Source organism: Psychrobacter sp. YGAH215, assembly GCF_007280595.1.
GTDB classification, from domain to species: Bacteria; Pseudomonadota; Gammaproteobacteria; order Pseudomonadales; family Moraxellaceae; genus Psychrobacter; species Psychrobacter faecalis.
In genome coordinates this window covers 158,746-177,283 of the sequence record NZ_VKLR01000010.1, presented here as the reverse complement: position 1 = coordinate 177,283, position 18,538 = coordinate 158,746, and the positions used below count along the sequence as shown (strand labels likewise).

The 18,538-nt window shown below is 44.0% G+C and carries 12 protein-coding genes; 8 read left to right on the top strand and 4 right to left on the bottom strand.

Going from position 1 to position 18,538, the window contains the following annotated elements; all coding sequences use genetic code 11:
- Positions 1–44 precede the first annotated feature (44 nt).
- The gene (locus FOR85_RS06250; RefSeq protein ID WP_144297178.1) at positions 45–3,803 is read right to left on the bottom strand and encodes a nitrate reductase subunit alpha; all 3,759 of its coding nucleotides are present in this window, start codon (positions 3,801–3,803) and stop codon (positions 45–47) included.
- A 385-nt stretch (positions 3,804–4,188) separates the two neighbouring features.
- Positions 4,189–5,568 carry a NarK family nitrate/nitrite MFS transporter gene (locus FOR85_RS06245; protein ID WP_144297177.1) on the bottom strand — a complete coding sequence of 460 codons (1,380 nt, stop codon included), beginning with the start codon at positions 5,566–5,568 and terminating at the stop codon, positions 4,189–4,191.
- 288 nt (positions 5,569–5,856) lie between these two features.
- Between FOR85_RS06245 and FOR85_RS06240 the strand changes: the two genes are divergently transcribed.
- The 4 genes from FOR85_RS06240 (at position 5,857) to FOR85_RS06230 (ending at position 10,116) form a co-directional block, all read left to right on the top strand.
- Positions 5,857–7,908 (top strand): histidine kinase, encoded by a 2,052-nt coding sequence (locus tag FOR85_RS06240; protein ID WP_144297176.1) that lies wholly within the window; start codon positions 5,857–5,859, stop codon positions 7,906–7,908.
- A gap of 133 nt (positions 7,909–8,041) precedes the next feature.
- On the top strand, positions 8,042–8,701 hold the full coding sequence (gene narL, locus FOR85_RS06235) for a two-component system response regulator NarL (protein ID WP_144297175.1): 660 nt from the start codon (positions 8,042–8,044) through the stop codon (positions 8,699–8,701).
- 165 nt (positions 8,702–8,866) lie between these two features.
- A complete protein-coding gene (locus FOR85_RS12780) occupies positions 8,867–9,136 on the top strand; it encodes a hypothetical protein (protein ID WP_223808544.1) in 270 nt (89 codons plus the stop codon).
- Between the two features lie 29 nt (positions 9,137–9,165).
- Positions 9,166–10,116 carry a cytochrome P450 gene (locus tag FOR85_RS06230; RefSeq protein WP_223808543.1) on the top strand — a complete coding sequence of 317 codons (951 nt, stop codon included), beginning with the start codon at positions 9,166–9,168 and terminating at the stop codon, positions 10,114–10,116.
- Positions 10,117–10,248: 132 nt separating this feature from the next.
- Here the strand turns inward: FOR85_RS06230 and FOR85_RS06225 are convergent, their stop codons facing one another.
- Positions 10,249–11,727: an MFS transporter gene (locus tag FOR85_RS06225; protein ID WP_144297174.1), complete on the bottom strand. Its 1,479-nt coding sequence runs from the start codon at positions 11,725–11,727 to the stop codon at positions 10,249–10,251.
- A 321-nt stretch (positions 11,728–12,048) separates the two neighbouring features.
- Between FOR85_RS06225 and FOR85_RS06220 the strand changes: the two genes are divergently transcribed.
- From FOR85_RS06220 to FOR85_RS06205, 4 genes are all read left to right on the top strand, one after another.
- Positions 12,049–12,456: a DUF1971 domain-containing protein gene (locus FOR85_RS06220; RefSeq protein WP_144297173.1), complete on the top strand. Its 408-nt coding sequence runs from the start codon at positions 12,049–12,051 to the stop codon at positions 12,454–12,456.
- A gap of 109 nt (positions 12,457–12,565) precedes the next feature.
- Complete coding sequence (locus tag FOR85_RS06215; RefSeq protein WP_144297172.1) at positions 12,566–13,489, top strand: CoA ester lyase; 924 nt, start codon at positions 12,566–12,568, stop codon at positions 13,487–13,489.
- A gap of 531 nt (positions 13,490–14,020) precedes the next feature.
- A complete protein-coding gene (locus FOR85_RS06210; protein ID WP_144297171.1) occupies positions 14,021–16,300 on the top strand; it encodes a nitric-oxide reductase large subunit in 2,280 nt (759 codons plus the stop codon).
- 245 nt (positions 16,301–16,545) lie between these two features.
- Positions 16,546–17,559, top strand: coding sequence for a hypothetical protein (locus FOR85_RS06205; protein WP_144297170.1), 1,014 nt, complete (start codon positions 16,546–16,548; stop codon positions 17,557–17,559).
- 152 nt (positions 17,560–17,711) lie between these two features.
- On the opposite strand, the gene FOR85_RS06200 is transcribed toward FOR85_RS06205, so the two are convergent.
- Positions 17,712–18,227, bottom strand: a complete 516-nt coding sequence (locus FOR85_RS06200) for a hypothetical protein (protein ID WP_144297169.1) — start codon at positions 18,225–18,227, stop codon at positions 17,712–17,714.
- Between the last annotated feature and the right edge of the window lie 311 nt (positions 18,228–18,538).

Here is an 18,538-nt window from a genome sequence, read left to right as displayed (position 1 = left end):
CAATTAATATAAGTACTTATCAGTAGCAATGTATAAACGTGCTATTAACCATCAAGGGTGGTTGGTAATGGACGCGGTAATGAGTCATCTGGCTTATCTTCTAGCCAATCGATTTTTGACATTTTACGAATCACGACAAACTCATCACGGTTACAACCAACGGTGCCATAATAGTTAAAGCCATAAGATTGCTGGGCATAGCTACCAATCATGTGGGTCGGCTTCAAAATCGTCCGAGTGACCGAGTTATGGATACCGCCGCGCGTGCCTGTTTGCTCAGAACCGGGAATGTTGACCAGTTTTTCTTGGGCGTGGTACATCATGGTCATGCCTTCTTTGACGCGCTGACTAACGATGGCACGCGCGGTAATGGCACCGTTGGCGTTAAAGACTTCAATCCAGTCGTTATCGACGATACCGGCTTTTGCAGCATCGACTTCTGATAACCACACACAAGGACCGCCGCGGCTCAATGTCAGCATGAGCAAGTTTTCAGAGTAGGTACTGTGGATACCCCATTTTTGGTGCGGTGTTAAAAAGTTCAGCACGATCTCTTTATTACCGTTGGGCTTGGTATTTTGGATAATCTCCGTCGTCTTGGTGTCGATAGGCGGACGATACTGCTGCATTTGCTCACCAAACGCCTGCATCCAAGGGTGATCTTGATAAAATTGCTGACGACCGGTAATCGTACGCCAAGGAATCAGCTCATGGACGTTGGTATAACCGGCGTTATAGCTCACTTCATCAGATTCAATACCTGACCACGTCGGGCTTGAGATGATTTTGCGTGGCTGCGCAACGATATCTTTAAAGCGAATCTTTTCATGCTCACTGGATTTCGCCAAATGCGTATGGTCGCGACCGGTAAATTCAGACAGTGCTGCCCAGCCTTTAACGGCGACGTGACCATTGGTTTCAGGAGCCAGCATCAAAATCATCTCAGACGCATTCACCGCGGTATTTAGACGAGGACGACCTTCAGAGATACCCGGCTCAGTGACACGGTGGTTTAAATCACCCAGTTGTTTGACCTCGGTTTTCATGTCCCAATTCAAACCTTTTGAGCCATTGCCCAGTTTTTCTAAAGCCGGACCCATAGAGGTGAATTTCTTATAGGTATTGGGATAGTCGCGCTCAACGATTTTAATCATCGGGCAGTTTTTGCCCGGAACGGGTTTTTCGCCAGCGGTTTTCCAGTCGGTGCCACCAAATGGCTGCGCAAGCTCGCCTGGGCTATCATGCTGCATAGGCAGAGTAACCACGTCGGTTTCCACGCCCAAATGGCCTTTTGATATCTCAGAGAAGCTCTTAGCAATGCCTTTATAAATCTCCCAATCCGATTTAGATTCCCAAGCAGGGTCGGTGGCGGCGGTTAATGGGTGAATAAACGGGTGCATGTCTGAGGTATTCATGTCGTCTTTTTCATACCAAGTTGCGGTCGGCAGGACGATATCAGAGTACAAACAGGTCGAGGACATACGGAAATCAAGTGTTACGACCAAATCAAGCTTGCCAGTAGGGCCTTTTTCTACCCAATCGACTTCTTTTGGCTGCAGGTGACCCGTCGGGTTTTCTTCGTTAAGCAGACCGTTTCTGGTGCCCAAGAAGTAATGAAGCATATATTCATGACCCTTACCTGATGAACCCAAGAGGTTTGAGCGCCAAATAAACATATTGCGCGGGAAGTTCACCGGGTTATCAGGTGATTCACAAGCAAAGCGTAAGCTGCCGTCTTCTAATGAGTCAACCACATACTCTTCTACGTCTTTACCACTGGCTTTTGCGGCGGCGGCTATGGTCAATGGATTACGGTTGAGCTGCGGCGCTGATGGCAACCAGCCTGCGCGCTCTGCTTGGATGTTGTAATCAAGCATGTGCTCTGGGAAGAATTTTTTATTGGCATTTGGCGAGAGAATCTCATGAGCTGAGATGGTTTCATGACGCCACTGTGAGCTGTGATTGTAAAAGAAGCTCGTGCCATTCATATGACGCGGCGGACGATGCCAATCAAGCGCAAATGCCAATGGCAACCAGCCGGTTTGAGGGCGTAATTTTTCTTGACCAACATAGTGCGCCCAGCCGCCACCAGATTTACCGATACAGCCGCAAAGCATGAGCATGTTAATCACGCCGCGATAGTTCATATCGAGGTGATACCAGTGGTTCATACCTGCGCCGATGATAATCATCGATTTACCATGAGTCTTATGGGCGTTTTCAGCAAATTCGCGAGCCACTTGAATCACGCGCTCACGGCTAAGGCCGGTAATCACTTCTTGCCAAGCTGGCGTGCCCGGTACGCTTGCATCGTTATAATCATCGGTGACGTGCTCGCCGCCGACGCCATTGTCAACACCAAGGTTGGCAACGGTTAAATCAAATACAGTGGCTACGATAGCGGTGCTGCCATCGGCAAGGGTAATGGTTTTGCAAGGGACGGTTTTTTGCTGGATAGGCTCGCCTGGTACCGAGGTAAAATGCGGATGATCCACATGACCGAAGTAGTCAAAGCCCACGACACAAGTTTCAGCGCTGTCTTTTAAGGTTAGCGTCAGATCGATATCTTCGCCCGTGGTACCGTTTTTTTGCTCAAGATTCCACTTGCCTTTTTCGCCCCAACGGTAGCCGATTGAGCCCAGCGGAGAGACCAATTCGCCGTCATTATTTAAAGCGATGGTTTTCCATTCAGGATTGTTTTCTTGACCCAAGTCATCGACTAAGTCAGAAGCACGCAGGTAGCGACCCGCACGGCGCGCGCCATCTTCACCTTCTAGCATTACAAGCACCGGCAAATCGGTATAACGTTTGGCGTAGTCTAAGAAGTAATCGCTTGGCTGTTTGAGATAAAACTCTTTGATAATGACATGACAAAACGCCTGCGCCACTGCCGCATCGGTACCTTGTTTAGGATTGAGCCATAAGTCGGTGAGCTTAGAGATTTCTGCATAGTCAGGGGTGATAGAGACGGTTTTCGTGCCTTTATAACGTACTTCGGTAAAGAAATGCGCATCTGGCGTCCGCGTTTGCGGCACGTTTGAACCCCACGCAATGATGTAATCTGAGTTGTACCAATCAGCGGACTCTGGTACATCCGTCTGCTCACCCCAAGTCATAGGAGAGGCTGGTGGCAAGTCGCAATACCAATCGTAAAACGACAAACATACCCCGCCGATAAGCGATAGATAACGGCTGCCTGCTGCGTAGCTGACCATCGACATCGCAGGAATCGGTGAGAAACCAATAATACGGTCCGGCCCAAAGGTTTTGGCTGTATAAACGTTACTGGCAGCGATGATTTCATTGACCTCCGCCCATGTAGAGCGGATAAAGCCACCCAAACCGCGCTTAGATTTGTACTGTTCTGCTTTGATAGGGTCTTGGACAATACTGCCCCACGCATCGACAGGATCAGGATACTGAGCTTTGGCTTCGCGCCATAATTTTAGTAGCGGTTTACGTACCTTTGGATATTTGACACGGTTCGCTGAGTACATGTACCAGCTGTAGCTTGCGCCGCGAGGGCAGCCGCGTGGTTCGTGGTTTGGTAAGTCAGGGCGGGTTTCAGGATAGTCGGTTTGCTGGGTTTCCCACGTCACCAAGCCGTTTTTCACATAAATCTTCCACGAGCAAGAACCGGTACAGTTGACGCCATGCGTTGAGCGCACGATTTTATCGTATTGCCAACGGCTACGATACACGTTTTCCCAGTCACGAGACTCATCACGCGTCTCGCCATGCCCATCGGAAAATTCGCCCTGTTTACGTTTAAAAAAACGGAATTGGTCGAGTAAATGGCTCATTTCGCTATCCTCTGTTTTATTGCCTATGGTGTATCTAAAGCTGAGTGCCGCATGCTGGTATCGTCGTACTTGATTCGATATTGATATGCACCTAAGCCGTAAATATTATTTCAATAGCGTCATTTTAAGTAAGCCATAGCACCCTTACTATCCGCTAACATGAGCAGAGCACTACCACCTTAGTAGTAGCTGCTAAAAATGAAAGCACTGGAAAATGGCGGCTAAATAGCTGCTCAGTGACGGCGTGTGACGCTGATAATAAAGCCAATCATGAGCAGTAAAAATTTAAAATAAAAAAAGTGCTACTTACATGGGCAAATAGCACTTTATAGATTTAGTTTTGCTTGTATAAAAGTCGCTTTAAAGGACTTATAACACAGCCGTTTTAGCAAGGAATCTCAGCATTCGGGCGGCTGTAATACCACCATGTCAACACAATACAGAGGACATAAAAGATGATTAAGGAGATAAAGGTGCCATCGATACCCAGCCCTGAGCCGAACATTTTTGGCACAAAGAAAGCGCCATAAGCGGCAACCGCTGAGGTAAAGCCGACTACTGCTGCTGACTCTTTACGTATCTCGACAAACAGCTCTTCTGTACCCGCTTTTTCAGGCTCACGGCGGTCATGAAAGGTTCTAAAAATAACCGGAATCATGGTAAAGGTTGAGCCGTTACCGATACCAGTGGTAATAAAGAGCACCATAAAGGAGATAAAGTAGCCGACAAAGCTGCCGTCACTGGTCTCACTAGGTAAGAAGTACATCACCGCTAGTACCGCTAGTACCATCACGATATAGTTCCAAAACGTGACCTTTGCGCCGCTGGTTTTATCAGATATCCAGCCCCCTAATGGGCGAAATAACGCGCCAACCAAAGGCCCTAAAAAGGCAAATTTAAGTGCGTCAATAGCAGGGAAGGAGTTTTTAATCAACATCGGGAAGGCAGCAGAAAAGCCAATAAAAGAGCCAAACGTCGCCATATAAAGGATACACATAATCCAGTTATGTTTGCGTTTAAAGATAACCGATTGGTCTTTGAACGACGCTTTAGCAGTGGCGATATCGTTCATGCCAAACCAAGCCAATGCCGTAAATAGCAAGATAAAGGGTACCCAAATAAAGCCTGCATTTTGTAGATAAAATAATCGACCGCTGTCAGATACTTGTGGATCGCCGCCCAAGCTACCAAAAGCACCAACCAAGATAATCATCGGTACCACAAACTGCATGACAGAGACGCCTAGATTACCCAAACCTGCGTTTAGGCCAAGCGCTGTACCTTGTTCGGCTTTTGGATAAAAGAACGAAATATTGGACATAGACGACGCAAAGTTACCACCGCCAAAGCCGCACAGTAGGGCGATAATGGCAAATATAATAAATGGTGTATCAGGGTTTTGTACCGCAAAACCCATCCATAGCGCGGGTATTAATAAAGATAAGGTGGATATCGCTGTCCAACGACGTCCACCAAAAATAGGTACCATAAAAGAATAAAAAATCCGCAGCGTCGCCCCTGACAGCCCCGGTAGCGCGGCTAGCCAAAATAGCTGTCCGCCATCAAAATCAAAGCCAATCTCTGGCAAGCGAACGATGACCGCACTCCATACCATCCATACTGCAAACGCCAATAGCAAAGATGGAATAGATATCCATAAATTTCGCGTGGCGACTTTTTTACCGCCGCCTTGCCAAAACTCTTCTACTTCAGGTCGCCAGTCAGTAATGAGCGTACCACCTTTGAAGTTGTATTTATTGCCCATACTCTTCCTCACTTATTGTCTTTATAAAAAATAAGTATTTATAAAAAATGATAACTCACGGTACTTTGTTATCGGGATAATGAGTATTCATACATAGTGGTATACTGATGGCTAAAAGGGGTATAGTAGTAATAGAATTATTACCAAAAGTTTGGTTTTTTAATGATTAATAAGCGCATTTGTTATTTTAAATACGGATGGTTTTGAATGTCGACGGTTTTAAAATGAACGATTTTAATAGTGTTATTTACTCCCTGTTTTCGCTAATTTGCTAGGTGAATGCCATTCATGAGGTCTAAACAACACAGACAGTCTTTATCGCTGCATGCTTGGGGCGCTATTTTGATCATAGCCACCTTAGCGGTGATGTCTACGCTAGGAAGTGGCGCGCTGGCATGGGTGGCAAGGTCGGATGCTGAGGCCATTAATGTGGCAGGTTCGGTGCGTATGGCAACTTACCGTCTCAATTTTCAGATAGCGACGGATTTTTCAGATGACCATCCTTTTAGTCCAAGTTTACATGTTGGACAAAACAGCGTAGGCGATAAAACCAATGAGCAGAGTGCCAAACAGGATACATTAGACTTTGCCAATAAAACGACCGCTGAAAAGATAGATATTCTCAGCCGCGATATGGAAAATCGTCTCGAAGAATTACAGGTCTATCAGCTGACGAGCGCCAATCGACATGTGCGCATCAATGAGCAGCTTAAAGAGATAAAAGAGCAGTGGTATCAAGATTTAAAGCCAGCGTTATTGGCGCAAGATAAGCAAGGGTTTTATAGCGTCTCGTCGCGTTATATCGAAGATGTCAATGACTTCGTCGGTGAGCTGCAATACCGAAACGAGCAGCGCCAGACATGGCAACAAAACTTACAAATCCTCTCATTGCTGCTTATCGCTATTATCGTATTAATCGGCATGCGCCGTTTGCAAAAATCGGTATTCCTGCCCATTCAGCAATTGATTAAAGCCAATAACCAATTTAAACGAGGACAGACCCAGACGCGCGTATCCATCAAAGGCTACCGAGAATTTGAAGTATTGGGCAGCTCATTTAATGACATGGCAGGCACGATTGAAACCTATCAGCGCTCGCTTGAGAGTGAAGTACAAATAAAAACCCAGCATTTGGTCAAAGCCAATCAAGTGCTATCACTGTTTTATGACTTTTCAAAATCGCTGACCACCAGCCAAGTGAGCTTATACCAGCTCGATGACTTGATTGCAGACTTTAGCAAAGCGCTGCCGCATTTAGAATTTACCTTGTGTATTCAAAATAAATATATCACCAATAAAAATGCTATCGTGCTGCACGGCGAAAAAATGAAAGAGCTGTGCAAAAAGCTGAGCTGTGAAAGCTGTGGCATTAAAAATGGCGAACATACCAAGTCTTATCCTATCGTCCATCAACAAGAAACCTTTGGGGAGTTGCGTGTATGTCCAAAGTCGACACTGGTCATGAATCGCTCTTTTGTCACGGATGGCGACGATAATGCTGATAGTCATAGCAATATAACACCAGAACAGCGTATTCAAATGACCGAAGTGGGCAATATTTTTCCGTTTGTCAGTGCCGAGTTGGATGCGCAAAATGACGAGCTCATCGTGGCGCTGACCAATTTAATCAGTACCGCCTTATCACTGCGCAAACAAAGACAGCAAGAGCATCAGCTGATTTTGTTTGAAGAACGCTCAACCATTGCCAGAGAATTGCATGACTCCTTGGCGCAGTCGTTGTCTTATTTAAAAATCCAAGTCAGCGTTCTTGAGAGACATCTAAAAAATGCGGGTAGCGAGCCAGTACAAGCGCCTGTTTATCAAAACATTGAGCAGATAAAAATAGGTCTGGGCTCCGCTTATCAGCAGTTAAGAGACTTGTTGGTGACGTTCCGCTTGACTATTGATAATGATAATTTTGATGAAGCACTGCGTGATGCTGCCAGTGAGTTTGCCTCAAAAGGCAATTTTAATATGACCGTGCACAATCGGATTATGACGCTCAATTTAAGCGCCACTGAACAGATAGATTTGATACAGATTGCCAGAGAGGCGTTATCAAACATCAGCCGTCATGCCAAAGCAAAAAATGTAGAGATTCAATTGGCGTACGAGGACGGTGATAAATATATCGTTATGAGTATCATCGATGATGGTGTTGGCATGTCAGGAAGTGTCGATAAAACCCAACACCACGGCCTCATCATTATGAAAGAGCGCGCCCATAACATCGGCGGTGAGCTTATTGTCACAGACAATCAACCGCAGGGTACCATCGTTACGGTTAGATTTGCGCCCAACTTCTTTGATGAAAAGTATACCCAAGACGCTTATTTATAATCGAATAAAATCACCCTTTTAGAGAATAGATTTATCATTTGCACTGTTTTTACTTTGCCATTTTTTGATTTTTTAAGCAGTTTTTTTGAGTAAGAGAGTTTTTGTACCATTTTTTCTAATTTGTGAGTATGTTATGAGTACTAAAGTTTATACCAGCACGTCGCCTGCGCGTCTATTATTGGTCGATGACCATCCGATGTTACGCCGCGGTATCTCTGAATTACTAAGCCTTGAGGACGATGTCAAAGTCGTTGGCGAAGCCAGCAACGGTCAAGAAGCATTGGCATTTTTAGAAAATAACGACGTGGATTTGGTGATACTTGATCATAAAATGCCGGTACTGACCGGTATCGAAACTTTACGAGAAATCAAAGCCAGAAATATCAATACCAAGACCGTGTTATTCACGGTTTCAGATAGCGGCGAGGATGTCCAAGAGGCATTAAAATTGGGCGTCGATGGTTACTTGTTAAAGGATATGGAGCCTGAGCTGATTATCATTGATATCAGAAAAATCCTGCGCGGCGAGCTGGTCATTAGTCCAAACCTTGCCTCGATACTTGCCCAAACCTTGCGCACACCCAGTATCGAAGATATCGCCAGTAATTTGACCAGCCGAGAGCTGCAAGTGATTCAGATGATTGCTGAAGGGCTGAGTAATAAAATGATTGCCAATAACTTAGATATTGCCGAGTCGACAGTAAAAGTCCATGTCAAACATATCCTCAATAAAACGGGTCTGCGCACGCGTGTAGAAGCGGCGGTGTGGACGGTCAATCATTTATCTAAATAAAGAAAGCTTTAAGCGTGACTTCCTTATCCATTACTTCCTTGTTCATTAAAAACTTATGGATTTGCGTGTATGATGGTTATTGTTTATAAAGCTGCCTAGCAGTATAAACTCAACATGTAGAGAATTGAGAGGCGCTACAAAACCGAATACCTGCTGTAAGGATTTATGATGACATCTAACTTATTTGATCAAAAAACCGCTCATGCGACTGCTGAGGTCACTATTTGTAAAGACAGTGATTTGCGCGCCCTGACCGATAACTTACGGCAAGCGCATGATGTGATAAAAAGTGACGCAGGGGAGTGGGTGTTACTACGCCATGCTGATGTGGTGGCGGCGGCTTTAGATGATAAGCGTTTTTCCAGTCAGGTGTCGCGTTTTTTGCAAGTACCCAATGGTTTGTACGGCGCAGAGCACGAGCATTTTAGGCGCTGATTGATGGTTATCTTAGTAAAGAAGCGCTGATGGATTATGTCCCTGTTTTTGACAAGGTTGCAACCGAATTAATGAGTGAGCTACCAAAAGGCAAAATGCTCAATGCAGTCGATGATATCGGCGCGGTATTTGCGGTACGCGCCCAATGCGCGTGGCTTGGTTGGCCTACTAAATTAGAACCAAGGCTTTTACAGTGGATGCGCGACAATCACAGCGCTACTCGCTCAAAAGACAACGTAAAAATGGCAAAAGTCGCACAAGACTTCGATGATATTATCCGTTCTGTGATACAGCCATATCGTAATACTGACGAAGTGGCTGGCATGTTTAAAGCGAGCCCTGCTGAAACCAAAACTGCTGAAAACAACATCGTTAACAATGTTAACCACAGCCTTGATATGAATAGCGTCACCGCTCAATTGTGCCGCGAGCACATCGATGGGCGTGAGCTGAGCGAAGCCGAACTGGTTTCTATTTTGCGTAATTGGACCGGCGGCGATTTGGGCTCTATCGCTTTGTGTGTCGGCGTTATCATCGCTCATATTGTCAAGCATCCTGAGCAAGTAAGCGTCTGGTTACAAGCTACTGATAGCGAACTTGAGACTATCATCGATGAGATATTACGAATTGACGATCCTTTCGTCTCAAACCGCCGTATCACTACGTGTCCCGTATCTATCGGTGCGCACAAGCTACCCAAAGGCGCGCGCGTACAGTTAAACTGGACATCAGCCAATCGCGACGAAGCCGTGTTTGGTGATAATGATTTCGACCCTCAAAAGCAAGCCGCTGCTAACGTGGTTTATGGTATCGGCAAGCACGTTTGCCCAGGACGCCTGCTTGCTACTTGGCAGCTTAGAATTGCTACTCAAGCACTATTAGCCCATTTCACAGATATCACCTTAGCGGCGGGTTTTTCTTTGGAGCGTGAGCAGCCACCATTGGGCGGTTATAGTCATGTGCCTGTGGTGCTAGCTTAAATTATATTAGCTTAAATCATGTTAGGTTAAATCGTTTCATCTTATATTGAGATAAATATCGCCCCCATTAAAAAACCCACTTAACGTTTGCTAAGTGGGTTTTGGTTTTCGATAAAAAGCTATTATGAATAATTAGCCTTGTTCTGCAGCAATCTGACGATCGACAGAGGACATTTTATATTCATCACCAAAGGCATCTTCGGGCTCTGCCAACCAAAAATAACACACAATCCACGCGACAAATGCGCCAAACGCGATGATAAAAAAGAACTGATTGGGCTCTACAAAGGTGTAAATAAATAAGTAAAATACCGCGCCCACGTTCCCATAAGCGCCTGCCATACCTGATATCTGACCGGTCAGACGACGTTTAATCGAGGGAATGATACCAAAGGTCGCGCCTTCGGCCCCTTGTACAAATACCGAGCACAAGATGGTAAACACCACGGCGATAAATAACGGCCACTCGGCATTAAGCACGCCCATCAGCACAAAACCAATGCCGATACCAAACATATAAACCAACATCACCAAACGGCGATTACCGATTTTGTCAGAGATATAGCCGCCAAGTGGCCGCGCCCATAAGTTAACAAAGGCAAAGGTAGAGGCAATCAAACCAGCCGCCGTTGGATCAAGTTTCCAAGTCGCGGCAAAGAACATCGGCAGCATAGAAACCACCGCCAGTTCTGCGCCAAAGTTAGCAAAATAGCTGACGTTTAGCGCCGCCACTGATTTAAAGGGATATTTATCATCTTCTGGAATACCCGCTTTGATCACAGGTACGTTGACACTAATGGCTTTATAAATTTGGTAAATGACCATCACTATAATGACGCTATAACAAATAATCCCGCCAGTGGCACTTAAAAAACCCATCGCTTGCGTACGATACACCAGCAGCGATAAGACGCCGTATAAAGGAATAATAAACAAGCAATATAACCACAAATCCTTCCATGTTGAGACTTCTAACGCGCCCGCTTTGCGAGATTTTTTATGCGTACCAACTTCTGGCCCATCGGTAAGCAAAAACCAATAGGCCACGCCGTATAAGGCCATTAACAAACCCGATAGCGCAATTGCCCAGCGCCAGCCATCGTCACCGCCAAAGAACTGCAAAGCAACGGTTGGAATGGTAATCGCCGCTGCCGCTGAACCAAAGTTGCCCCAGCCAGCATAAAAACCTTCGGCAAAACCGATGTCTTTTGGCTTAAACCATAAAGTGGTCATATGAATACCGACGACGAAACCGGCTCCGACGATCGACATAAATAAGCGCGAGACGAATAGCTGGGTTGCCGAGTTACCAAACGCAAAAAACCACGTCGGTATCGCCATCACGACCATCAGGATAGAAAACACACGCCGCGGACCAAAACGGTCCAATGCCATGCCGACGATAACCCGCCCAGGAATCGTTAGCGCGACGTTGGCGATTAAAAATAATTTGATGTGGTCAGGGGTCAGATAGCTTTCTGTCTGTAGCATCGATGTTGCCAGCGGTGCCATATTAAACCAGACATAAAAGGTGAGGAAAAAAGCAATCCACGTATAGTGCAGCGCCCTGATATCACGGCGCTCAAGCTCAAGTAATTCTTTGGCATGCATAATAATGTCCCCATTATAAATTCTGATGCTGGTAATGGAAACAAAATAGCAATAATGAGGCAGCATCACCATTGAGCGAAAGCAGTATAGAGCGTAGTTTGTATACTACTTATGGATAGGGCGACCGTTAATGGGGCGGCGATCGCATTTAAGGTGTTACATTTTTATAGATAGTCAAAACATACAAAGCTAGTAAAAGCATTTAAAAGGTGCTATTTTATATTAATGATAATTATTCTCAATTGCGCACTTAACTGCATATTGGTTTTAAGGCAGATTGAGATAAAAATCTATACTCAGCAAACCAGCTAAGGAGTTATCATGAGTTCTGATACCCAAACCAATCCTAATCCCGTCATTCCAAGCCATTGGAAAATCAAACGTTCGACACACTTCTTCACCAAAGATAAAGTACCCAATGCTTTATTGACCCATCACAATACGGCTGAGGGCGTTTACGGCCAAATCTGCGTCATGCAAGGTACGGTGACTTTTTATGGTTTCGCTGACGAAGCGGCCACTGAGCCAGAAAAAACAGTCGTTATCAACGCCGGACAGTTTGCGGTCAGTCCACCGCAATATTGGCACCGCGTAGAGTTAAGCGATGATGCTCAGTTTAATATCAACTTTTGGACAGAAGGCGATACTGGCAATAAATCGATGTTTAACAGCTCGAAAATCCATAGTAAACCTATCGAAAAGTTATTTGATAAACCAGAGGAATCTTAATATCCAGCGTTATAACCAACTAGCGTTATTAGGCTATGACAAGCGCTTTTGTCGTGGCACAATAACGTTAAGTGTTTATATGATGAATATCTACCTCTAGGAATCGAGCATGTCACCTTCTAGCAATCCATCTGCCCATAAAAATACGAGTATCGATACCAATATCGAATCGCCAAGTTACCGAGCTGTTATCAAATCACTTGCTGATACTAAGACGTGGTTGTTTGTGCCAGCAACGCGCATAGATCGGGTAGAAAAAGCCTTTGCTAGCGGGGCAGATGCAGTGATTGTTGATTTAGAAGATGCGGTTGCGCAAGCAGACAAAGCCCAAGCTCGCGCAGCATTAAAAGCCTACTATGCTGCTGAGCATGAGGCGCAAAGCTATCGCCCGTTTTGGCTACGTATCAATCAAGCGAGTAGTGCTGAATTTGCCAAAGACTTAGCGCTATGTCAGCAGCTGCCTAAGCTGGCAGGCGTACTATTAGCAAAAGCGGAGCAGGCAGCAGATATAGAGAAAGTTAACCAAGAAACGGGTCTGCCGGTGATTGCAGTGATAGAAAATGCTATTGGTTTATATCGTGCCGATGAGATAGCAAAAGCGCGTGGTATGGTGGCATTTAGCTACGGCTTTTTAGACCTATGCAATGATTTACAGGTACAGGTGGGCACAGCATCAGCCGATATCATCGCCAATCAAATTCGTTATCAGCTTATTTTAACCTCAAAAGTCCATCAACTGCTCGCACCGATTGATAGCGTGTATGCGGACTTTGATGACAGCGCGGGACTGCACAAGCGTGTGCAGCTATGGTCACAGATGGGTATGTCGGGCATGCTTTGTATCCATCCTAAGCAAGTCGATATTGTTAAAGAAGCCCTGCAACCAACTGAGAGTGAGATTGAATTTGCGCAGCGAGTAGTCGCAGAATACGAACGCAGTGGGCAAGCCATCTTTAAAGTGGACGGTAATATGGTCGATGCGCCGGTGATTGAGCGCAGTCATCAGCTACTATTAAATCGTCTGAGTAATTAATAAGTATTCCTAATAAAAGACCAGATAACTTCATTTATCTGGTTTTTTTATGTTTTTGCATTAGGTATAAGTAACTTGCTACTCGAGTTTCTCTCTCTAAATTTGGTTATAAATGAAGGACTTCACTCGTGATTTGATAAAAGTGAACCGCGCAGTTTATAAGAAAGATAAAAATAAGCAAAAATAACTCTTAACATTCATATTAAATGAATGTTAAAATGTTTCCAATTTGATGCTAGATGTAAATATACATCAAATAGGTTTAGCGCATGAAGCGATAAAATCTATTCATTAACTCTAATGTCATCAAAGATTTAAGCCTTTAATCCCAGCTTTTATTGTGCTTTATTCTTAATCCCAAGACTAAAGTATCACTCAGGCAGCAGGCTTAATATTCACCAGATGATTGATAGATTTATCGTAACAGGCAGCGGTATTAATCATTTATGGAATTATAATTACGCTTATAAAAATTCATTTAAAATGAATGTTAAGCGTTCAGTTTATCTATCTAGCCAGTAGGAGCAAGATATGGGCGAATATAAAAAGTATTGGTGGGGCTTAATCGCCGTCCTCGTCATTACCTTTACCTTTTTAGGTTGGGGCGGCGTGGAAGTCTATCGCACCGCACCTCCTATCCCTGATCAGTATATTGATAGCAGCGGAAAGGCATTAATCACAGAAGAAGATATTTTAGATGGTCAATCTGCTTGGCAGCGCACGGGTGGTCAGCAGCTTGGCTCGATACTTGGACATGGTGCCTATCAAGCGCCTGACTGGACCGCAGATTGGTTACACAGAGAGCTTGTGGCGTGGTTAGATATCCGGGCGCAAGAGTTATATGGACATGATTTTGCCGCGGCAACGAATGATCAAAAAGCGGTACTTAGCGCGCAACTGAAAAAAGAATATCGTGGCAGCAATACCAATGCTAACAATCAAGTGGTACTGTCAGATACGCGTATCGCCGCTATTAATGAAGTCGCGCCTTACTATATCGGTCTCTACGGTAATGAGCCTTCATTGCAAAAGTCGCGTGAAAATTTTGCCATGAAAAACAATACTTTGGCAGATATTGAAGACAGACAAAAACTGACTAACTTTTTCTTTTGGACCACTTGGGTTGCGTCTACCAACCGTCCGGGTACTGATGCGACATATACCAATAACTGGCCGCATGAGCCTTTAATTGATAACGTCCCAACCTCTGAAAATATCATGTGGTCTATCGCCAGTGTGGTGTTCTTAATCGCTGGGGTTGGTTTTCTTATTTGGGGCTGGTCGTTCTTACGTAAAGAAGAAGACGTCAAAGAAGCAACGGCAAGTTCTGATCCATTAACCAAAGTGGCGTTAACACCGTCACAAAAAGCCTTGGCAAAATACGGTGTACTAGTCGTTGCTCTATTCGTATTTCAGGTATTTATTGGTGGCTTTGTCGCGCACTATACCGTTGAAGGGCAAGAGTTTTATGGTATCGCCGTATCCGATTACTTCCCGTACTCCTTAGTACGTACGTGGCATATTCAGGCAGCACTATTTTGGATTGCTACTGCTTTCTTGATGGCAGGCTTGTACTTAACGCCACTTATCAATGGCGGTAAAGATCCTAAATACCAGAAATTGGGCGTAGACATCCTTTGGGTGGCATTAATACTCGTGGTTGTAGGCTCATTTGTTAGTCAGTACTTTGCGATTGCCGGTATTATGCCTGCAAAATACAACTTCTGGTTTGGTCATCAAGGCTATGAATTCATTGACCTTGGTCGCTTCTGGCAGATTTTAAAATGGGTTGGTATCTTATTCTGGTTGGTATTGATGACCCGTGGCTGTTTACCAGCGCTTAGAAGAAAAGAGGGCGGTGATAAAAATTTATTGGCCATCTTCTTTGCATCAGTCGTTTGCGTGGGTTTATTCTACGGTGCAGGCTTGTTCTACGGCGAGCGTACCCACTTAACCATCATGGAATACTGGCGCTGGTGGGTGGTACATTTATGGGTAGAAGGCTTCTTTGAAGTATTCGCCACCGTCTCACTCGCATTTATTTTCTACAACTTAGGCTTGGTCAACAAAAAAATCGCCACCGGTTCTGCCATCGCTTCAGCAGCTCTATTTATGCTTGGCGGTGTGCCAGGTACGTTCCACCATTTATATTTCTCTGGTACAACCACACCAGTCATGGCAATCGGCGCGTCATTTAGTGCTTTAGAAGTGGTACCTTTAGTGGTGCTAGGCTATGAAGGTTATGAGCATTGGTCGATGCAGCGTCAAGCGCCATGGATGAATAAGCTTAAATGGCCTATCATGTGTTTCGTTGCAGTCGCATTCTGGAATATGTTGGGTGCAGGGGTGTTCGGCTTTATGATTAACCCACCAGTCTCATTGTTCTATTTACAAGGGTTAAATACTACCGCCACTCACTCACATGCTGCACTGTTTGGGGTCTATGGCTTCTTAGCAATCGGCTTTGTATTACTGGTCATGCGCTATATCCGTCCTGATTATGTGTTTAGTGAAAACCTTATCAAAACTGGTTTTTGGGCACTAAATGCAGGCTTGGTATTGATGATTGTCACTAGCTTATTACCGATTGGTATTTTCCAAGCGCACGCGTCAATGACCGAAGGTCTATGGTACGCACGTAGTGAAGGCTTCTTACAACAAGATTTCTTAGTAACACTGCGCTGGATTCGTACCTTTGCTGACGTGATCTTTATTACTGGTGCGGTTTGTGTGGCACTGCAGGTCGTCAAGTTTGCTTTTGCCAAACCCTCACATGCAAACTATCAACCTGATAATCCCGTGAACGATTAATAAGTTAATGATTAATAAGCTAGCGTAACCATAAAAAGCCCTGAAAATTCAGGGCTTTTTATTGACTGGCTAAAAGTCTTTTCTATTAAAAATCTTTTATCATTTAGTCTATTGAAGGTTCCATTTTTCGTAGAAATACACATCACTTACTTCATTCGATGCCGCTAGAATGATCTATATTTATTATTTATTTTATAAAGGCATGCTATGCTAATTTTATCGCTCAAAGGTTAAAGGAGATGACAATGTCACGCTATTTAGGCGTTTTACTTTTGCTATTGATAATGCCGCTATCGCTGGCTGAGGCAAGTACTAAGGCTGCTAGCAATAAAACTAATAAGGTTGTGCTGCCAAAAAATCTCATTGTCGAATTGATAGAAAGACGCTGTTCTTCACCAAAGCCTAATCCCAAAGTAAGTCCTTCTCTTGAATACGACTGTTCGGATAAGTATGAAGACGCAGATGGTGAAGAGCAGAGCATGGATTATAGTCTGCGCTTATTACCACTGATAAAAGAGGATTTTAATGGCGATGGCCTTGAGGATATCGCCTTAGAAATCGAATCTATGGGTCCATTGGGCGGTAGTGTTTATTCCAATAGTGCGATTTATTATCTGCTGTTAAATAAGAATAAAAATATTATCACTGAACATGAGATATTGCTATATGCGCCCTTTAGCGAGCATATCGTTGATTATGAAGTAAAAGGTAAACAAATTCATTATAGTGCCGTGCCTAACTTTCGCTCACATCCTGAGGCATATGAGGATGGTGAGCTGCTAGAGCCTGCGCTTGAGTTTACGCTAAATTGGGAGAAGGGTAGTCCTGTTAGTAGTGTTTATCGGGATAATTGCCGACTATCTCGTATCAAAGATAAGAGCTTATTAGACCTTAGTCTTGGTGGGACCAGTCAGAAAGATATCGATATACATGACTATACTCAGGTGATAACTGAGTCCATTCAGATAAATGGTTTAAATATTCAAGCGACCTTATCAGGGTGTGACTTAAGTAGCGTTTCATACTATGTTAAGCCACAAGAAGGAAAGTCTTTACCTGTGTTTTCAGAGGTGCTAAAGACTCTAATACCTGTGGCGCATCATACTAAGCAGCTAAAGACACTGCAATCGTTAGAAAAACGCTCGTCGCTAAAATTTGCTGAGGAAATATCTCTATATAGTGGCTGGCAAGCTATCGTGCACGTTGATAGAGAGGATAAAACACCACACATACTCATTGTAATTGAACAAACTGAATAGATTAATATCTTAGAAGGACAGTATATAAAAGAATTTATTGATTGATATCTTGTGATTGTTCAATAACAAAGATAAAACCCAGCTAATAAATCTCTTAGCTGGGTTTTTTTTGAATGACAATTTCTTAAACTTTAAACAATGATGGCATGCTGTTAGACATTTTTACCATGTTGCTTTTGCTGAATGTCTTTTGCCAAGTTATAGCATTCATTGATATGGTCAGTGGCGATTTTTTTGAAAATCATATAACCCATGGTTGCCGCAACCATTTGACCGCCCAATGGGATAAACTTGGTCACTTGCTTCGCCGCAATACGACCACCAAAACCTTGGACGGTCTTCTTCACGATACCACGTGTCGCCATTAAGCCTGCAAAATCAACGGTACGGTCTTTTAGCGCAGCCCAATGAATGGCGCGTGATTCTAAATCGACGGCAGACTGGCGGCCTTCAATCAGTCCAAAACGCTCACTGATCTCAGGTAGCAGGACGGTCAGCATGCTGGCATCAACTGCCACGTCAAAAAATGGAATAGGTACGATAGCGACACCAGCAGAAAGTTTGGCACGTTTTTTGACCAATTTTTCGCAGTCTTTTTTGACTTTATCTAGATCTAAATTAGGGTCAATAGTATTAGGCAGTTTTTCAGCGGTTGGGGTGGTTTTCATAACGCGTCCTTAAAATGTTTAAAAAATAGAAAGTAATTAATATAACAAAAGCAAACATGGCAAAAATGATGAGTATCTTATAATTTTCAAATAAGTCATCTTCGCATAACTCATCTTCAATGTTTACCATTTTATGGCTTTATAAACGGCATACAATCATTGCTTTGTAGCAAAATGCAGAAAATTGCAGGCTCTCTGCACCGTTTTTGTAAATAAAGAGCAAGTTGGCAAGCAAGCGTTTAAACATTCGCCATATATAGCCTTTATTTTTCCTACATGATATGTGATATAAATTACGCCATAAGGCATAA